This window comes from Variovorax robiniae (assembly GCF_037889955.1).
Lineage (GTDB): Bacteria > Pseudomonadota > Gammaproteobacteria > Burkholderiales > Burkholderiaceae_C > Variovorax > Variovorax robiniae.
The window spans coordinates 15,143-31,400 of the sequence record NZ_JBBKZS010000017.1 but is presented as its reverse complement, the minus strand read 5'-3'; the positions used below and the strand labels follow the sequence as shown (position 1 = coordinate 31,400).

The 16,258-nt window shown below is 66.8% G+C and carries 15 protein-coding genes; 11 read left to right on the top strand and 4 right to left on the bottom strand.

The annotated features are described in order from the left end of the window. Nucleotides 1-146 precede the first annotated feature (146 nt). From WKW79_RS28085 to mrdA, 4 genes are all read left to right on the top strand, one after another. Nucleotides 147-1,190, top strand: a complete 1,044-nt coding sequence (locus WKW79_RS28085) for a rod shape-determining protein (protein WP_340338519.1) — start codon at nucleotides 147-149, stop codon at nucleotides 1,188-1,190. 130 nt (nucleotides 1,191-1,320) lie between these two features. Further along, on the top strand, nucleotides 1,321-2,442 hold the full coding sequence (gene mreC, locus WKW79_RS28080) for a rod shape-determining protein MreC (RefSeq protein WP_340338518.1): 1,122 nt from the start codon (nucleotides 1,321-1,323) through the stop codon (nucleotides 2,440-2,442). Then, entirely contained in the window at nucleotides 2,439-2,960 is a 522-nt protein-coding gene (gene mreD / locus WKW79_RS28075; RefSeq protein WP_340338517.1) for a rod shape-determining protein MreD, read from the top strand. Before mreC ends, mreD begins: the two co-directional genes overlap by 4 nt. A gap of 78 nt (nucleotides 2,961-3,038) precedes the next feature. Next, on the top strand, nucleotides 3,039-5,030 hold the full coding sequence (mrdA, locus tag WKW79_RS28070; RefSeq protein ID WP_340338516.1) for a penicillin-binding protein 2: 1,992 nt from the start codon (nucleotides 3,039-3,041) through the stop codon (nucleotides 5,028-5,030). A gap of 343 nt (nucleotides 5,031-5,373) precedes the next feature. On the opposite strand, the gene WKW79_RS28065 is transcribed toward mrdA, so the two are convergent. The 3 genes from WKW79_RS28065 to WKW79_RS28055 all read right to left on the bottom strand — a co-directional run bounded on the left by WKW79_RS28065 (nucleotide 5,374) and on the right by WKW79_RS28055 (nucleotide 9,780). Next, nucleotides 5,374-6,132 (bottom strand): sulfite exporter TauE/SafE family protein, encoded by a 759-nt coding sequence (locus WKW79_RS28065; RefSeq protein ID WP_340338611.1) that lies wholly within the window; start codon nucleotides 6,130-6,132, stop codon nucleotides 5,374-5,376. A 420-nt stretch (nucleotides 6,133-6,552) separates the two neighbouring features. Beyond that, a complete protein-coding gene (locus tag WKW79_RS28060) occupies nucleotides 6,553-8,193 on the bottom strand; it encodes a GMC family oxidoreductase (protein ID WP_340338515.1) in 1,641 nt (546 codons plus the stop codon). A gap of 69 nt (nucleotides 8,194-8,262) precedes the next feature. Continuing rightward, a complete protein-coding gene (locus tag WKW79_RS28055) occupies nucleotides 8,263-9,780 on the bottom strand; it encodes a CoA-acylating methylmalonate-semialdehyde dehydrogenase (protein WP_340338514.1) in 1,518 nt (505 codons plus the stop codon). Between the two features lie 114 nt (nucleotides 9,781-9,894). On the opposite strand from WKW79_RS28055, the gene WKW79_RS28050 reads away from it, so the two are divergent. The 7 genes from WKW79_RS28050 to WKW79_RS28020 are packed head-to-tail and all read left to right on the top strand — an operon-like array spanning nucleotide 9,895 to nucleotide 15,607. Beyond that, nucleotides 9,895-10,908 carry a LysR family transcriptional regulator gene (locus WKW79_RS28050; RefSeq protein ID WP_340338513.1) on the top strand — a complete coding sequence of 338 codons (1,014 nt, stop codon included), beginning with the start codon at nucleotides 9,895-9,897 and terminating at the stop codon, nucleotides 10,906-10,908. 42 nt (nucleotides 10,909-10,950) lie between these two features. Further along, entirely contained in the window at nucleotides 10,951-12,084 is a 1,134-nt protein-coding gene (locus WKW79_RS28045) for an MlaE family ABC transporter permease (RefSeq protein WP_340338512.1), read from the top strand. Next, on the top strand, nucleotides 12,081-12,875 hold the full coding sequence (locus WKW79_RS28040) for an ABC transporter ATP-binding protein (protein WP_340338511.1): 795 nt from the start codon (nucleotides 12,081-12,083) through the stop codon (nucleotides 12,873-12,875). Before WKW79_RS28045 ends, WKW79_RS28040 begins: the two co-directional genes overlap by 4 nt. Nucleotides 12,876-12,882: 7 nt before the next feature. Then, nucleotides 12,883-13,845, top strand: coding sequence for an MlaD family protein (locus WKW79_RS28035; protein WP_340338510.1), 963 nt, complete (start codon nucleotides 12,883-12,885; stop codon nucleotides 13,843-13,845). 11 nt (nucleotides 13,846-13,856) lie between these two features. Next, nucleotides 13,857-14,516: an ABC-type transport auxiliary lipoprotein family protein gene (locus tag WKW79_RS28030; RefSeq protein ID WP_340338509.1), complete on the top strand. Its 660-nt coding sequence runs from the start codon at nucleotides 13,857-13,859 to the stop codon at nucleotides 14,514-14,516. 7 nt (nucleotides 14,517-14,523) lie between these two features. Then, complete coding sequence (locus tag WKW79_RS28025) at nucleotides 14,524-15,012, top strand: metallophosphoesterase family protein (protein ID WP_340338508.1); 489 nt, start codon at nucleotides 14,524-14,526, stop codon at nucleotides 15,010-15,012. Beyond that, entirely contained in the window at nucleotides 14,999-15,607 is a 609-nt protein-coding gene (locus WKW79_RS28020) for an HAD family hydrolase (RefSeq protein ID WP_340338507.1), read from the top strand. The genes WKW79_RS28025 and WKW79_RS28020 overlap by 14 nt, the downstream gene beginning before the upstream one ends. On the opposite strand, the gene WKW79_RS28015 is transcribed toward WKW79_RS28020, so the two are convergent. Next, a complete protein-coding gene (locus WKW79_RS28015) occupies nucleotides 15,604-16,239 on the bottom strand; it encodes a MarC family protein (RefSeq protein WP_340338610.1) in 636 nt (211 codons plus the stop codon). The two genes, WKW79_RS28020 and WKW79_RS28015, sit on opposite strands and share 4 nt — an antisense overlap. Nucleotides 16,240-16,258: the final 19 nt, after the last annotated feature.

Genomic DNA, 16,258 nt, shown 5'->3' with positions numbered 1-16,258 from the left:
CGGTTATTATCCCGCCTTTGCCGCAACCCACGCGAACGCGCCGGCTTTTGCCGCAAAAACCTCTATTCATCCCCGTCAGTCGACCCACAGATTACACAAGGCGACCGCATGCCGAAGCGCATGCCGTGCCACAAGGATCCCGCAAAATGTTTGGAGTTTTCCGTCGATACTTCTCGACCGACCTTGCCATTGACCTCGGCACCGCCAACACCCTGATCTTCGCCCGCAACAAGGGCATCGTGCTGGATGAGCCCTCGGTCGTTGCCATCCGGCACGAAGGTGGCCCGCACGGCAAGAAGGTGATCCAGGCGGTCGGCGCGGAAGCCAAGGCCATGCTCGGCAAGGTGCCCGGCAACATCGAGGCGATCCGCCCGATGAAGGACGGCGTGATCGCCGACTTCGTGATCACCGAGCAGATGATCAAGCAGTTCATCAAGATGGTGCACCCGCGCTCGCTGTTCACGCCGAGCCCGCGCATCATCATCTGCGTGCCCTGCGGCTCCACCCAGGTCGAGCGCCGCGCCATCAAGGACGCGGCCGAAGCGGCGGGCGCCACCTCCGTCTACCTGATCGAGGAACCCATGGCTGCGGCCATCGGCGCGGGCCTGCCGGTCAGCGAGGCGAGCGGCTCGATGGTGGTCGACATCGGCGGCGGCACCACGGAAGTCGGCGTGATCTCGCTCGGCGGCATGGTCTACAAGGGCTCGGTCCGCGTCGGCGGCGACCGCTTCGACGAAGCCATCATCAACTACATCCGCCGCAACTACGGCATGCTGATCGGCGAGCCGACAGCCGAAGTCATCAAGAAGAACATCGGCTCGGCCTTCCCGGGCTCCGAGGTCAAGGAAATGGAAGTCAAGGGCCGCAACCTTTCCGAAGGCGTGCCGCGCAGCTTCACCATCAGCAGCAACGAAGTGCTGGAAGCACTGACCGATCCGCTCAACAACATCGTTTCGGCTGTCAAGAACGCGCTGGAACAGACCCCGCCGGAACTCGGCGCCGACATCGCCGAGCGCGGCATGATGCTGACCGGCGGCGGCGCGCTGCTGCGCGACCTGGATCGCCTGCTGGCGGAGGAAACCGGCCTGCCGGTGCTGGTCGCCGAAGACCCGCTGACCTGCGTGGTGCGCGGCTGCGGCATCGCGCTGGAGCGCATGGACCGCCTCGGAAGCATCTTCACGAGCGAGTGAGTGCGGCCCGCCTAGGCGGGCGTACATTTGCGGCGCTCCCGTCGCCAATCGGGGGTGGCGCCAGCGGGCCGGCAGGCGTCGGTTTCGCGGCACCTCACGAATTCGGGCGTTTCTGGCGTAAAACTCCTCCATGCCACTCGGCACCCTCGATCGCACTGCGCCGCCCCTCTTCAACCAGGGGCCGTCGGCGCTCAGCAAGCTGATCTTCTTCAGCGCGCTGTCGCTGTTCCTCATGGTGGCGGATGCGCGCTTCCATCTTGTGCAGCCGATTCGCGCGGCCATCGGCGCCGTGCTGTACCCGGTGCAATGGGTGGCGATGAAGCCGGTGCAGTTCGTGCTCGGCGGCACCCGCTATTTCGAAGACCTGCAGGTGGCCCAGCGCAACGAGGCCGATGCGCGCAAATCCCTCGCGCTGCAGTCCGAGCGCGCCAGCCAGTCCGACGCGCTCGCCCAGGAAAACGCACGGCTGCGCTCGATGCTCGACCTGCGGGCCAGCACCACCACGCCGGGCCGCGTTGCCGAGGTCCTCTATGACGCAGCCGACCCCTACACGCGCAAGCTGATCCTGGACCAGGGCATGACGCAGGGCATCGTGCCCGGCTCGCCGGTGATCGACGAACGCGGCGTGCTCGGGCAGGTCACGCAGGTGCTGCCGTTCACGAGCGAGGTGACGCTGGTGACCGACCGCGACCTGGCCATTCCCGTGCAGAACACCCGTACCGGCGCGCGCAGCGTGGCCTTCGGCGAGGCCAATGCCTATGGCGGCGGCCTGGAACTGCGCTTCATGCAGGCCAACTCGGATGTGCAGGAGGGGGACCTGCTGACGACCAGTGGCGTGGACGGTGTCTATCCGGCGGGCTTGCCGGTCGGCAAGATCGACCGCATCGAGCGACGCGCCGATTCGGCCTTTGCGCGCATCCATTGCGTGCCGGCGGGCGGCGTGGCGGGCGCGCGCTATGTGATGGTGCTGGTGCCGGCGAACCTGAACCTGCCGCCCAAGCCGGTGCCGGTCGTGGCGCCCCCGGTCGCGCCCGTGAAGAAGAAGGGCGACAAGCCGGCCAAGGGCGAGAAGGCTGACAAGACCAGCAAGCCTGCCCAGGCGGCACCGGCGGCCCCAGGCGACAAGGCAACCGACAAGCCGGTCAAGCCCGCCGCGCCAGCCCAGCCCGACAAGGCGCAAGTGGCCGCGGACAAGGCAGCCGACAAGGCGGCGGACAAGGCCGACCGCAAAGAGAAAGGCGCCGCGCGATGATCATGCGTCCTGGCCAGCAGCAACTCCTGTTGCCCGTGAGCCCGCTCTTCATCTGGGGCAGCCTGCTGCTGGCGATGCTGCTCAACATGCTGCCGCTCGGCCGCATCGCCTGGTTCCCTGACCTGATGGCGCTGGCCATCGTGTTCTGGAGCGTGCACCAGCCCACGCGCATCGGCATCGGCGTGGCCTTCGTATTCGGGCTGTTCATGGACGTGCACCAGGCCGCCATGCTGGGCCAGCACGCGCTCTCGTACACCGCGCTGAGCTTCTTCGCGATCATGATGCACCGGCGTCTGCTCTGGTTCTCCATGTTCTCGCAGGCGCTGCAGTTGCTGCCGCTGTTCGCGTTGTCGCACTTCGTCGAACTGGGCATCCGGATGATCGGCGGCGGCGTGTTCCCGGGCTGGAACCTTGCGCTCGCTCCGGTGATCGAAGCCGTGCTCTGGCCGTTCGTCAGCGTCTTGCTGCTCGCACCGCAACGCCGAACGCCCGAGCCCGACGCCAACCGGCCCTTGTGATCGCCACGCAGCATGCGGTCGCCAGCCACGCGGCACGATTGCCATTGATATTCCACAAGCCTAAGCTCTGCCCCCTCGATGACTGAAATCCGCAACGTCGCCGCCGACATCGCGCGCTTCAAGCGTCGCGTGATCGTGATCGGCCTCGTCGTGCTGGCGGCCTTCACGCTGCTGGGGCTGCGCCTGACCTACCTGCAGGTGGTGCGCCATGAGGACCTGGCCGAGCAGGCCGAGAACAACCGCACCGCCGTCGTGCCGGTGGTGCCCAACCGCGGCCTGATCCTCGACCGCAACGGCATCGTGCTGGCCTCCAACTATTCGGCCTACACGCTGGAGATCACGCCCTCCAAGGTGCCGGACCTGGAGGACACCATCGACGGCCTGGCCACGGTGATCGAAGTCGGGCCGCGCGACCGGCGGCGCTTCAAGCGCCTGCGTGAAGACTCCCGCAGCTTCGACTCCATTCCCATCCGCACCCGCCTGAGCGACGAGGAAGTGGCCCGCTTCGCCGCGCAGCGCTACCGCTTCCCCGGCGTCGAGATCAAGGCGCGCCTGTTCCGCAACTATCCGCATGGCGAGATCGCCAGCCACGTGCTCGGCTACATCGGTCGCATCAACCAGACCGAGAAGGCCGCGATGGAGGAGTGGAGCGACGAGGACTACGACAACTACCGCGGCACCGAATACATCGGCAAGCTCGGCATCGAGCAGAGCTACGAGAAGACCCTGCACGGCCTGACCGGCGTCGAGCAGATGGAGACCTCCGCCGGCGGCCGTGCGGTGCGCCGGCTCAACGGCCATCCGGCGACGCCCGGCAACACCGTGATGCTGTCGCTCGATATCAAGCTGCAGAAGATGATCGAGGACATGTACGGCGAGCGCCGCGGCGCGATGGTCGCCCTCGACCCCAAGACCGGCGAGGTGCTGGCCTTCGTCAGCAAGCCCACCTTCGACCCCAACCTGTTCGTCGAAGGCATCGACAGCGAAAGCTGGAAGGAGCTCAGCGAGTCCATCGACAAGCCGCTGCTCAACCGTGCGCTGCGCGGCACCTATCCGCCCGGCTCCACCTACAAGCCCTTCATGGCCATGGGCGCACTGCAGACAGGCAAGCGCGGGCCCAACGTGCAGGTCAACGACCCGGGCTTCTACAACTTCGCCGGCCACCGCTTCGGCAGCCCCGAAGGCAACATCGGCAACGTCGACATGCGCCGCTCGATCCAGCTGTCGAGCAACATCTACTACTACTCGCTGGCCAACGAGATGGGCGTGGACCTGATCCACGACTTCATGAAGCCGATGGGCTTCGGCCAGATCACCGGCATCGACCTGGGCGGCGAGGTGCGCGGCGTGCTGCCCAGCACCGAATGGAAGCGCAACGCCTACAAGCGCCCGGAGATGAAGAAGTGGTACGCAGGCGAGACCATTTCCCTGGGCATCGGGCAGGGCTACAACAGCTTCACGATGCTGCAGCTCGCGCAGGCCACATCCATCATTGCAGACGGCGGCCGCAAGCACCGGCCGCACCTGGTGGTGGCCACGCGCGACACCGTCACAGGCCAGACGACCCCGGTCGAGCCGCCACCCACGCTCGACCTTCACTTCGCGCCGGCCAACGTGGCGGTGGTGCGGGAAGGCCTGCAGGCCGTGATCACCGCCGGTACGGCGCGTGCCGTGTTCGCTGGCGCCGGCTATGTTGCGGCCGGCAAGACCGGGACGGCCCAGGCCGTGACGCAGGCGCAGAACACCAAGTACAACGCCAAGGCGCTGGAAGAACACCAGCGCGACCATGCCCTGTTCGTCGCGTTTGCACCGGCCAATGATCCGAAGATCGCCGTTGCGGTGATCGTGGAGAACGCGGGTTGGGGCGCCGGCGCCGCGGCGCCGATCGCGCGGCGGGTGTTCGACTACTGGCTGCTCGGCCAGTATCCGAGCGAGGCCGACATGGCGGCCATCAAGGTAGGCAAGGCCTCCGCGCCCATCGGCAAGCCTCGGCTGGCCAGCGAGGCGGCATGGCCGGTGGCGGCGCCGACGCCTGGCGCAGCCACTGGCGCGCCGGCTGCGACGCCCTGACGAGCGGCTCTACCACTCGCCTGTTTCGCGCACGCGCTGGTCCAGATCCAGGTGGGCAAGATGGTCCTGCCGGCGTTGCGCATTGATGCGGTTGCGGTGAGTCGACAGGAGGTCGAACCGACGTGCCACGGCTGCGGCAAGGGGTGTCCGTTGTTGCGCCGCGGACGGCGTTCGGACGGTGCTGGGTTGAGTGCGCATTTTTCTTGATCCCTTCGAACGTGGTCGATGATCGTTCCTGCGCGCGCGTTCCCGGAAAAAATGTTCGTGAACTGCTTGGGGTTTCCCGCTGTTATCCGTGGCTCGCAAGCTGTATGGCGATGATGGCGCGGCGCGGCGCCTACCGCTACTTGAGAAAAGCGTCGTAGCCCGTCTTCAGGATCAGCGCACTCACCACGACGATGAACACGCCGCGCACGAAGCCTGCGCCGTGCTTCAGCGCCACGCGCGTGCCCAGAACGCTGCCCGCCACGTTGGCCACGGCCATGACCAGGCCATAGTGCCACCATACGTGCCCCTTGGCCGCCAGCAGGATCAGGGCTGCAAGATTGGTGGCGACGTTGATGCACTTGGCCGAGGCCGATGCGTTCAGGAAGTCGTAGCCGAGCCAGCGCACAAAGAGGAACACCAGGAAGCTGCCGGTGCCGGGGCCGAAGAAGCCGTCATACACACCGATCAGGAGGCCGATCGAGCAGGCGGCCAGGGTCTCGTGCCGACCGACGAAGCGCGGCACATGGTGGCGCCCCATGTCCTTGCGGGCCAGGGTGTAGCCCAGGACCGCCAGCAGGATGAAGGGCAGGGCACGCCGCAGGAACTCGCCCGGAAACACCGTGATCGCCCACGCGCCGAGCAAGGACCCCGCAAAGCCCACCATTGCAGCCGGCAGCAGCGATGCCCACTGGAGTTGGACTCTTCGGCCGAACTGCGCCGCGGCAGCCGCCGTGCCCCACACCGAGGCGCTCTTGTTGGTGCCCAGCAACGTCGCTGGTGGTGCGCCGGGGAAAGTGGCGAACAGCGCGGGCACCAGGATGAGTCCGCCGCCGCCCACGATCGAATCGACAAATCCCCCGAGGAGGGATGCCCCCGTGACCACCAGCATTTCCATGGCGGGCATTTTCGCACTGCGGATTTGCTATCGAATTGATAGCAATGCAGCCTTGATTGGCACGATGTGGGCTCGCTGGGCATAAAAAAAGCGCCGACTAGCGGCGCTTTATGAAGGTGCGGCAATTCGTGTCAATGCACGAGGCCTTTTTTAATTCGTTGTACTTGGTCGCGAAGGTTTGTCTCCTCGGCCCCGCCCAGCGGGCATGGCCCGTTGCGAGTGGCAAGACTGTAGCGGCAGCACCGCAAGAGTGCATTGGGGGATACCCGTTGCTCTTGGGCAACGTCAGCTATAAGTTTGTGTCTATCGTTTTCAAATGTTGCTTAAATGATCAAGAAGTGCGCCGCGGAAAGGCGATGCACTCAAAAGGTGTGCAGCCGATTGGATGCATGCCGCAGGTGCAGGTTGGCCGTGCTTCGATCAGGCCCCCGCGCGGATCCAGGCTGCGGCCTTCTCCGCCATCATCAAGGTCGGGCTGTTGGTGTTGCCGCTGGTGATGGTCGGCATGGCGCCGGCATCGACCACGCGCAGACCGGCGATCAGGCCGCCGCGTCCATCGCGAAGGCGCAGGCGCGAATCGAGCACCGCCATCGGATCGCCATCGGCGCCCATCTTCGTGGTGCCGACGGGGTGGAAGATCGTGGTGGCGATGTCGCCCGCGAGCCTGGCCAGTTCGTCGTCGCTCTGGTACTGGGTGCCCGGCTTCCATTCCTGCGGCTTGTACTTGGCCAGTGCCGGTTGCGCGACGATGTTGCGCGTGACGCGCAGCGAATCGGCCGCCACCTTGCGGTCTTCCTCGGTGCTGAGGTAGTTGGGTGCGATGGCGGGCGCGTCCTGCCAGCGCGCGGTCTTGATGCGCACCGTGCCGCGGCTGGTCGGGTTGAGGTTGCACACGCTGGCGGTGAAGGCCGGGAACGCGTGCAAGGGTTCGCCGAATGCGTCGAGCGACAGCGGCTGCACGTGGTATTCGAGGTTCGGCCATTCATGGGCGGGCGAACTGCGCGTGAAGGCGCCGAGCTGCGAGGGCGCCATGCTCATAGGGCCGCTGCGCTTGAGCAGGTACTCCAAACCGATCTTCGCCTTGCCGACCATCGACGAGGCCAGCACGTTGAGCGTGGGCGCGCCATCGATCTTGAACACCGCGCGGATCTGCAGGTGGTCCTGCAGGTTGGCGCCGACGCCGGGCAGGTCGGCCACGACTGGGATGCCGTGCTGCCGCAGCAGGTCCGCCGGGCCGATGCCGGAAAGCTGCAGGATCTGCGGCGAGCCGATGCTGCCGCCGCACAGCAGCACTTCCTGCGTCGCATGGGCGGTGACCATCTGCTGGCCGTCCCACACCTGCACGCCGGTGCAGCGCTGGCTGCCGTCGGGCTGCGTCTCGACGATGAGCTTCGTGACATGGGCGTTGACCCACATCTCGAAATTGGGCCGGCCATAGCAGGTCGGGCGCAAGAAGGCCTTGGCCGTGTTCCAGCGCCAACCCTCCTTCTGGTTGACCTGGAAGTAGCCGACGCCTTCGTTGCTGCCGCGGTTGAAGTCGGTGGAATGCGGAATGCCGGCCTGCTGCGCGGCTTGCGCGAAGGCGTCGAGGATGACCCAGCGCAGCCGCTGCTTCTCGACGCGCCATTCGCCGCCCGCGCCATGCAGTTCATCGGCGCCGAGGTAGTAGTCCTCATGCTTCTTGAAGGCGGGGAGCACCTGGTCCCAGCGCCATTCGTCACTGCCGGTGAGTGTGGCCCACTGCTCGTAGTCGCGCGACTGGCCGCGCATGTAGATCATGCCGTTGATGCTGGAGCAGCCGCCGAGCGTCTTGCCCCGCGGGTAGCGCAGGCTGCGGCCGTTGAGGCCGGCGTCGGGTTCGGTGTTGTAGAGCCAGTCGGTGCGCGGATTGCCGATGCAATAGAGGTAGCCGACCGGGATGTGGATCCAGTGGTAGTCGTCCTTGCGGCCGGCTTCGATCAGCAGCGTGCGCTTCTGTTTTTGCTGCGTGAGGCGGTTGCAGAGCAGCGCGCCGGCGGTGCCGCCGCCGATGACGATGTAGTCGAAAGTGGTGTCGCTCAACGCGTTGTCTCCAGGATCAGAAAAAAAGCCCGGGACGGGGTGGGCCGTGCCTCGGGCTGTGCAGGGAGCTTACTTCGCCGTCGGCATCACGAACTCCGCCCCCTTGCCGATGCTCTCCGGCCAGCGCTGCATGACCGACTTCTGCTTCGTATAGAAGCGCACGCCTTCCTCGCCGTAGGCATGCATGTCGCCGAACAGCGAGCGCTTCCAGCCGCCGAAGCCGTGCCAGGCCATGGGCACCGGGATCGGCACGTTGATGCCGACCATGCCGACCTGGATGCGGCGGCTGAATTCGCGCGCCACGTTGCCGTCGCGGGTGAAGCAGCTCACGCCGTTGCCGAATTCGTGGTCGTTGATGAGGTCCACCGCTTCCGCCAGGTCATGCGCGCGCACGCAGCCGAGCACCGGGCCGAAGATTTCTTCCTTGTAGATGCGCATCTCGGGCGTGACGTGGTCGAACAGCGTGCCGCCCATCCAGAAGCCGTCGTCGCAGCCGTCGCCGGCCTTCTTGGCATCGAAGCCGCGGCCGTCGACCAGCAGCTTGGCGCCTTCCTGCTCGCCGAGCGCGATGTAGCCGGTGATGCGCTCGTGCGCGGCCTTGGTGACGATCGGGCCCATCTCGGCCGCGAGATTCTCGCCGTCGAGCACCTTGAGCGTGTTCGTGCGTTCGATGAGCTTGGGCAGCAGGCGGTCGGCCACGTCGCCGACCAGCACGGCCACCGAGATCGCCATGCAGCGCTCGCCGGCCGAGCCGTAAGCGCTGCCGATCAGCGCGTCGACGGCCTGGTCGATGTCGGCATCGGGCATCACGACCATGTGGTTCTTCGCGCCGCCGAGCGCCTGCACGCGCTTGCCGTGGCGCGCGCCGGTCTCGTAGATGTAGTTGGCGATGGGCGTGGAGCCGACGAAGCTGATGGCCTTGACGTCCGGGTGCTCCAGCAGCGCGTCGACCGCGACCTTGTCGCCCTGCACGACGTTGAACACGCCGTCGGGCAGGCCGGCTTCCTTCAGCAGTTCGGCAATGCGCAGCGAGGGGCTGGGGTCGGTCGGGCTGGGCTTGAGGATGAAGGTGTTGCCTGCGGCGATGGCCACCGGGAACATCCACATCGGCACCATCACCGGGAAGTTGAAGGGCGTGATGCCGGCCACCACGCCGAGCGGCTGGCGCAGCGTCCAGTTGTCGATGCCGGTGCTCACCTGGTCGGTGAAATCGCCCTTCAGGAGTTGCGGGATGCCGCAGGCGAATTCGACGATGTCGATGCCGCGCGTGACTTCGCCCTGCGCATCGGTGAAGACCTTGCCGTGCTCGGCGGTGATCAGGTGGGCCAGCTCGTCCTTGTGGATGTTGAGCAATTCGAGGAACTTGAACAGCACGCGCGCGCGGCGGATCGGCGGCGTGTCGGCCCAGGCGGGGAAGGCAGCCTTGGCGGCGGCGACGGCGGCATCGACGTCAGATGCGCCGGCGAGGCCGGCCACGCCGGTCACCGAGCCGGTGGCCGGGTTGGTCACGTCCTGCGTGCGGCCCGAGGTGTTGGCGACCATGCGCCCGTTGATGAAGTGGTCGATCGGGGTCTTGATGATTTGCATGGCGGTGTCCCTTGAGTTGCGGCGATGAGGTGCCGGGCAGTGTAGGCACGCGGACCCTGCGCGCCAAGCCACGAAAAGCTGAATTGATTGTTCGCCATGATGAACAATGCGGGCATGTCGCAACAAAAAATCGAGTCGCTGTGGACGCACCTGCACTGGCTCACGGTGCTGGCCCAGCAAGGCAGCTACACGGCAGCAGCGCGGCGGCTCGGCGTGAGCAAGGCGGCCATGAGCCAGCGCATTGCCGAACTGGAACGCGCGGCCGGCGTGCCGCTGGTGCAGCGCACCACCCGAAGCGTGCGGCTCACCGAAGCCGGCCAGCATCTGGTCGAAGACATGCGCCAGCCCTTCGAGGACATCGCGCACAGCTTCGCGGGCGTGCGCGACCTGGCCGGCGTGCCGCGCGGACTGGTGCGTGTGACCGCGCCGGTGGCCTTCGCGCGCCAGCAACTGGTGCCGCGGCTGGCCGACTTCCTGCGCGCGCAGCCCGAGGTGCGGATCGAACTCGACCTGTCGGACCGACTCAGTTCGCTGGCGATGGAGGGCTTCGACCTCGCGATCCGCCACACCGCGGCGCCGCCGGACACGCATGTCGCCTGGACGCTCTGCGAGACCCGCTCCGTTCTCGTGGCCAGCCGCGCCTACCTGCGCCGCCGCGGCCATCCCGGATCGCCGCAGGACCTCGCGGGCCACGACTGCCTGCACTACCCGCGTGCCCAGGACACGCCGGCCTGGCACCTCGAAGTGAAGGCCAGCACGCGATCCGCAGGCTCGCCGCCACGCATCACCGTACCGATTACGGGGCCTTTCGCCGCCAACAACAGCGAAGCGCTGCGTGACGCCGCCATTGCGGGCCTGGGCATCGCGCTGCTGCCGGATTTCAGCGCGCAGGCGGCGCTGCAGTCCGGCAAGCTGGTCGAGGTGCTGCCGCAATGGCAACCGGTGGGTGCCTTCGGCGATCGGCTCTATGCGATACGTCCCTATGCAACCCATGTCCCTCGAGCGGTTGCGGCCTTTGTCGCGTGGCTGCGCGAGGCACTGAAGGAGGGCTTTGGGCGTGGTTCAAGGGTGGGGGTCGTTCCCCTGTCGCGCGCGCAGCCCCTGCGGTTACGATCGCGCGAGCCTTGAAACACATTCCCGTCAGCGCTCTCCCTGGAGCCCATCGAGCCCATGCCCGCCGCCGCGTCGCCTGCGACTGACACTGCTCCGCGCGTCGAACAGATCTCCGGCACGGTCACGGCCAGTGGCCGCTGGACGGCCATGGCCATTGCCCAGCCCAACGCATGGCAGACGCTGTTGCAAGGCCTGGCTTCCACGCGTTCGGCCACGGCCTGGGACCTGCGGCCCATCGATCCGCTGGACCATGTGGGCGCGCAGGTGCTCTGGAACCATTGGGGCAAGGCATGGCCCGCGCAACTCGAGATGGACCCGCAGCACAAGGCCGTGCTCGACCAGGTCGCGCAGTACACCTGCAGCATGCCCGAGGAGCCGCCGCGCACCTGGGCCGAGCGCTTCCGAGACTTCGCGCACACCGGTCCGCGCATCGCGCGCGTGGTGCGCGACTTCCTGCGCATCATCGGGCAGCTCACGCTCGACATCCTCCGGCTCTTCCGCGCGCCGCATCGTGCGCCCTGGCGTGATTTCTCGGGCCAGCTCTACCAGTTCGGCGCCACGGCGCTGCCGATCACGGCGCTGGTCGGGTTGCTGATCGGCATCGTGCTGGCCTACCTCACCTCGCAACAGTTGCGCAACTTCGGCGCCGAGGCCTTCATCGTCAACATCCTCGGCCTGTCGCTGATCCGCGAGCTGGGGCCGGTGCTGGCGGCGGTGCTGATCGCGGGGCGCTCCGGATCGGCCATCACCGCGCAGATCGGCGTGATGCGCGTGACGGAAGAGCTCGACGCGATGCGCGTGATGGGCATCTCGCATGGCTTCCGGCTGGTCATGCCGCGCGTGCTGGCGCTGGCCATCGCGATGCCGCTGATCAGCATGTGGACCTCGATGGCCGCGCTCATCGGCGGCATGCTGGCGGCCAATGCGGCGCTCGACATCTCGCCTTCGTACTTCATGTCGGCATTGCCGCGCGCGGTGCCGCTGTCGAACTTGTGGATCGCTTTGTCGAAGTCGGCGGTGTTCGGCATCCTCATTGCGCTGATCGGCTGCTACTTCGGGCTCAAGGTGAAGCCCAACACAGAGAGCCTGGGGCGCGGCACCACGTCTTCCGTGGTGACCTCGATCACCATCGTGATCCTCGTGGACGCACTGTTTGCCGTGCTCTTCAAGGGCATCGGATTGCGCCAATGACGGGCGTGGTCAATACCGTCGAGAACGTGGTCGAGATCCGCAATCTCTGGACCGTGTTCAAGTCGCCCGACGGCGAGCAGGTCGTGCATCGCGACCTGAACCTTGTCATCCGGCGCGGCGAGGTGCTGTCACTGGTGGGCGGCTCGGGCACCGGCAAGACGGTATTGCTGCGCCAGATCCTGGGGCTGGAGCATCCGGAGAAGGGCGAGGTCAGCGTGCTGGGCCGGCCGCCCGGCCATTTCCGCGGCATGGCCGCCGCCAACGTCGGCATGCTGTTCCAGCACGGCGCCTTGTTCTCGGCCTTCAGCGTGCTCGACAACATCGCGTTCCCGTTGCGCGAGTTGAAGGTGTTCCCCGACGAATTGATCCGCGACGCGGCGCTGGTCAAGCTGCAAATGGTGGGGCTCGATCCCCAGCAGGCGGCCAAGAGTCCGTCGGACCTGTCGGGCGGCATGATCAAGCGCGTGGCGCTGGCGCGCGCGCTCATCATGGACCCGCCGCTGCTGCTGCTCGACGAGCCGACTGCTGGCCTCGACCCTGAAAGCGCCGACGGCTTCTGCGACCTGCTGAGCGGCCTGCATCGCGAGCTCGGCCTCACCGTGGTGATGGTCACGCACGACCTCGACACGCTGTTCGACCTGAGCACCCGCATCGCCGTGCTTGCCGACAAGCAGGTGATCGTCACCGGCACCGCGCGCGACGTGATCGCCTATCCGCATCCGTTCATCCACGAGTATTTCCTCGGCGGACGTGGCCAGCGTGCCATGGAAGCCCTGCACGAAAAGAGGTAAGTCCATCATGGAAAACAAAGCCCATGCCATCGCAGCCGGCGCCTTCGTCATAGGCCTGCTCGCCGCACTGATCGCACTGGTGGTCTGGCTCACACGCGACGACACGGTGCGCAACATCTACGAGTTGTCCACGCGCGATGCGGTCAGCGGGCTGCAGCCGCAGGCCATGGTGCGCTACCGCGGCATCGCGGTCGGCAAGGTCGCGTCGATCGACTTCGATCCCAAGGTCAAAGGCAATGTGCGCGTGCGCATCAGCGTGGACGAGAAGGTGCCGCTCACCCACTCGTCCTATGCGTCGCTGAGTTACCAGGGCGTCACCGGCCTGGCCTTCATCGCGCTGGACGACAAGGGCGAATCCCAGGAGCCGCTGATCCCCGACAACGCCAACCCGCCGCGCATTCCGCTCAAGCCCTCCGTGCTGGCGCAGTTGCAGGAGCGCGGCGAAGCCATCCTCAACCAGGTGGATATCGCTGCCAAGCGTGCCAACGCGCTGCTGGCCGACGAAAACCAGAAGCGCATCGCCGATGCGCTCGAGAACATCTCGCAGGCCGCCGCCGGCGCCAACCGTCTCACGCAGACGCTCGACAAGACGATCAAGGCCGACCTCAGCCCCGCGCTCAAGCGCATGCCCGACACGCTGGACCGGGTGAAGAAGGCGGCCAGCGACGTCTCGCGCACGGCCAACAACCTCAACACCACCGTCACCCGGCTCAACGAACCCGAAGGCGCGCTGCATCGCATCGGCGATGGCGCCAAGTCCTTGTCCGTGGCGATCGAGAATTTCAACGGCGCCACATTGCCGCGCATCAACCGCGTGGCCGACGATGCCTCGCGCACCGTGCGCCGACTCGGCCGCACCGCCGACAACATCAACGACAACCCACAGTCGCTGCTGTACGGCAATGGCGGCGTCGCGCCCGGCCCGGGCGAGCCCGGCTTCTCCCCGCCGCCAGCGAGCGCGCGGCCTTGAAGGTGAAACGCATGACACAGACCCTTTCCGATCGCGTCCGCTCCACCGGTGCCGCGAGCCTCCTTGGCCTCTGCGCAGCCGTCCTCGCCGGCTGCGGCGCCTTGCCCGACAAGCCCTCGCGCGTCGTGATGTACGACTTCGGCCCTGGCGACACCGCGCCCGCGCCGGTCGCCGCACCGACCCTGCCGACCATCGCGCTCACCGAACTCGAGACCAACCCGCGCCTGGACGGCACGCAGATCCTCTACCGCCTCGCCTATGCCGACGTCAACGAACTGCGCCCCTACGGCCAGGCCCGTTGGAGCATGGCACCGACGCAGATGGTGCGGCAGCGCATCCGCAACGGCCTGTCGCAACGCCGCCTCGTGCTCAATGCCGAGGAGAACGCCAGCATGACCCGCACCGAAGGCAAGGCCCCCGACACCCTGCGCGTCACGGTGGAGGAGTTCAGCCAGGTCTTCGACACGCCATCGACCAGCGCCGGCCTGGTGCGCCTGCGCGCCACGCTGGTCACCGGCGCGCCGGGCGGCGACCGCGTGCGCGGGCAGAAGACCTTCACCGTGCAGCGTCCCGCCGCCACCGCGGATGCCGCCGGTGGCGTGAAGGCGCTGGCCACCGCCACCGATGCCGCCGTCAACGACATGGTCCAATGGGTCGACGGATTGAAGTAACACGCAAATGACACGCATCGGCCTCATCTCCGACACCCACGGCCTGCTGCGCCCCGAGGCGCTGGCCTTCCTCAAGGGCTGCGACCACATCGTGCACGGCGGCGACATCGGCGGCCCTGAAGTGCTGGAGCGCCTCGGTGCCATCGCACCCCTCACGGCCGTGCGCGGCAACAACGACCACCAGCCCTGGGCCGATGCCGTGCCCGACACGGACATGGTGCAGGTCGGCGGCATCTTCATCTACGCGCTGCACATCCTGGAGGATTTGGACATCGATCCAGTCGCTGCCGACGTGCAGGTGGTCGTCACCGGCCATTCGCATCGCCCGAAGATCGAGACGCGCCAGGGCGTGCTCTACATCAATCCGGGCAGCGCCGGGCCGCGCCGCTTCAGCCTGCCCATCTCGATCGGCGAGCTGATCGTCGGCAAGGACGGCGCCATCGAGCCCCGCATCGTCGACCTGGAGACTTCGAGGGATGCCCGTGTCGCGCGTTGAGGCCCTGTTGTTCGACCTGGGCGGCGTGGTGTTCGAGTTCAACTTCGAATTGGCCATCCAGCACTGGGCGCCGTTCTCCGAATTGCCGCTGCGCGAGTTGCGCGAGCGCTTCGGAAATGACGAGCCCTATCGCCAGTTCGAGCGTGGCGAGATCACGCCCGCCGCGTACTTTGAAAGCCTGCGCCGCAACCTCAAGCTCACGGCCAGCGATGCGCAGATCGCCGAAGGCTGGAACGGCATCTTCGGCGCCGAGATCAGCGAAACCCTCGACGCCGTTGCGGGGGCGCGCGAGCACTTTCCCTGCTACGCCTTCAGCAACACCAACGTGGAGCACCAGCGCGCCTGGAACGCCGCCTACCCGCGCATCGCGGCCACCTTCGACCGTGTGTTCCTGTCTTCTGAGATCGGCATGCGCAAGCCGGAGGCCGCGGCCTTCGCGCACATCGCCGATGCCATCGGCGTAGCGCCTTCGAACATCCTGTTCTTCGACGACCTGGTCGAGAACGTGGTAGGCGCGGTGGCTGCGGGACTGCAGGCGGTGCAGGTGCGCTCGCCGGCCGACGTGCGCGAGGCGCTGGCGCGGCTGAATCTTTAGCGCATCAGGATGGGGAAGAGCTTGCCCAATCCATCCGCCATCACCTCGATCGCCAGCGCCGCCAGGATCAGCCCCATCAGCCGCGTCATCACATTGATGCCGGTCCTGCCCAGCGCGCGCGCAATGGGTTGCGCCAGCGAGAAGGCAGCCGCTGTGGCCAAGGCGATCACCGCGCCGTAGGCCACCAGCAACAGCAGTTCCCAGAAGTGCCGCGTCTTCTCGGCATAGATCACCACCGTCGACATGGTGGCCGGCCCGGTCAGCAGCGGAATGGTCAGCGGCACCACGGCGATGGACGCGCCCAGCGAGGCCTTCACCTCGGTCGCGCGGACTTCCTCGCTGGTGGTCTTCATCTCGGCCGGCTGCGCATTCAGCATCGACAACGAACTCAGCAGCAGCAGCAAGCCGCCGCCCACCTGAAAGCTCGCGATCGAGATGCCGAAGAAGGCCAGCAACTGCAATCCCAGCAACGCGCAGGTCCCGATCACGATGAACGCGCTGAACGAGGACACCAGGATCGTCCGTCGCCGCTGCCCGTCGGTGAAGCCCTGCGTGTAGTGGATGAAGAAGGGCACGATCGCCAGCGGATTCACGATGGCCAGCAGCGAGATCAGCGGCTTGATGAGGTCCATCGTCTGGGCTGCGGTCGCC

Bases quoted from the DNA above. Each gene is read 5' to 3' on its own strand.
- WKW79_RS28040 (WP_340338511.1), top strand. From the start codon at position 12,081: ATGACGGGCGTGGTCAATACCGTCGAGAACGTGGTCGAGATCCGCAAT.
- WKW79_RS28035 (WP_340338510.1), top strand. From the start codon at position 12,883: ATGGAAAACAAAGCCCATGCCATCGCAGCCGGCGCCTTCGTCATAGGC.
- WKW79_RS28085 (WP_340338519.1), top strand. From the start codon at position 147: ATGTTTGGAGTTTTCCGTCGATACTTCTCGACCGACCTTGCCATTGAC.
- mreC (WP_340338518.1), top strand. From the start codon at position 1,321: ATGCCACTCGGCACCCTCGATCGCACTGCGCCGCCCCTCTTCAACCAG.
- WKW79_RS28015 (WP_340338610.1), bottom strand. From the start codon at position 16,239: ATGGACCTCATCAAGCCGCTGATCTCGCTGCTGGCCATCGTGAATCCG.
- WKW79_RS28050 (WP_340338513.1), top strand. From the start codon at position 9,895: ATGTCGCAACAAAAAATCGAGTCGCTGTGGACGCACCTGCACTGGCTC.
- WKW79_RS28030 (WP_340338509.1), top strand. From the start codon at position 13,857: ATGACACAGACCCTTTCCGATCGCGTCCGCTCCACCGGTGCCGCGAGC.
- mrdA (WP_340338516.1), top strand. From the start codon at position 3,039: ATGACTGAAATCCGCAACGTCGCCGCCGACATCGCGCGCTTCAAGCGT.
- mreD (WP_340338517.1), top strand. From the start codon at position 2,439: ATGATCATGCGTCCTGGCCAGCAGCAACTCCTGTTGCCCGTGAGCCCG.
- WKW79_RS28055 (WP_340338514.1), bottom strand. From the start codon at position 9,780: ATGCAAATCATCAAGACCCCGATCGACCACTTCATCAACGGGCGCATG.
- WKW79_RS28045 (WP_340338512.1), top strand. From the start codon at position 10,951: ATGCCCGCCGCCGCGTCGCCTGCGACTGACACTGCTCCGCGCGTCGAA.
- WKW79_RS28025 (WP_340338508.1), top strand. From the start codon at position 14,524: ATGACACGCATCGGCCTCATCTCCGACACCCACGGCCTGCTGCGCCCC.
- WKW79_RS28065 (WP_340338611.1), bottom strand. From the start codon at position 6,132: ATGGAAATGCTGGTGGTCACGGGGGCATCCCTCCTCGGGGGATTTGTC.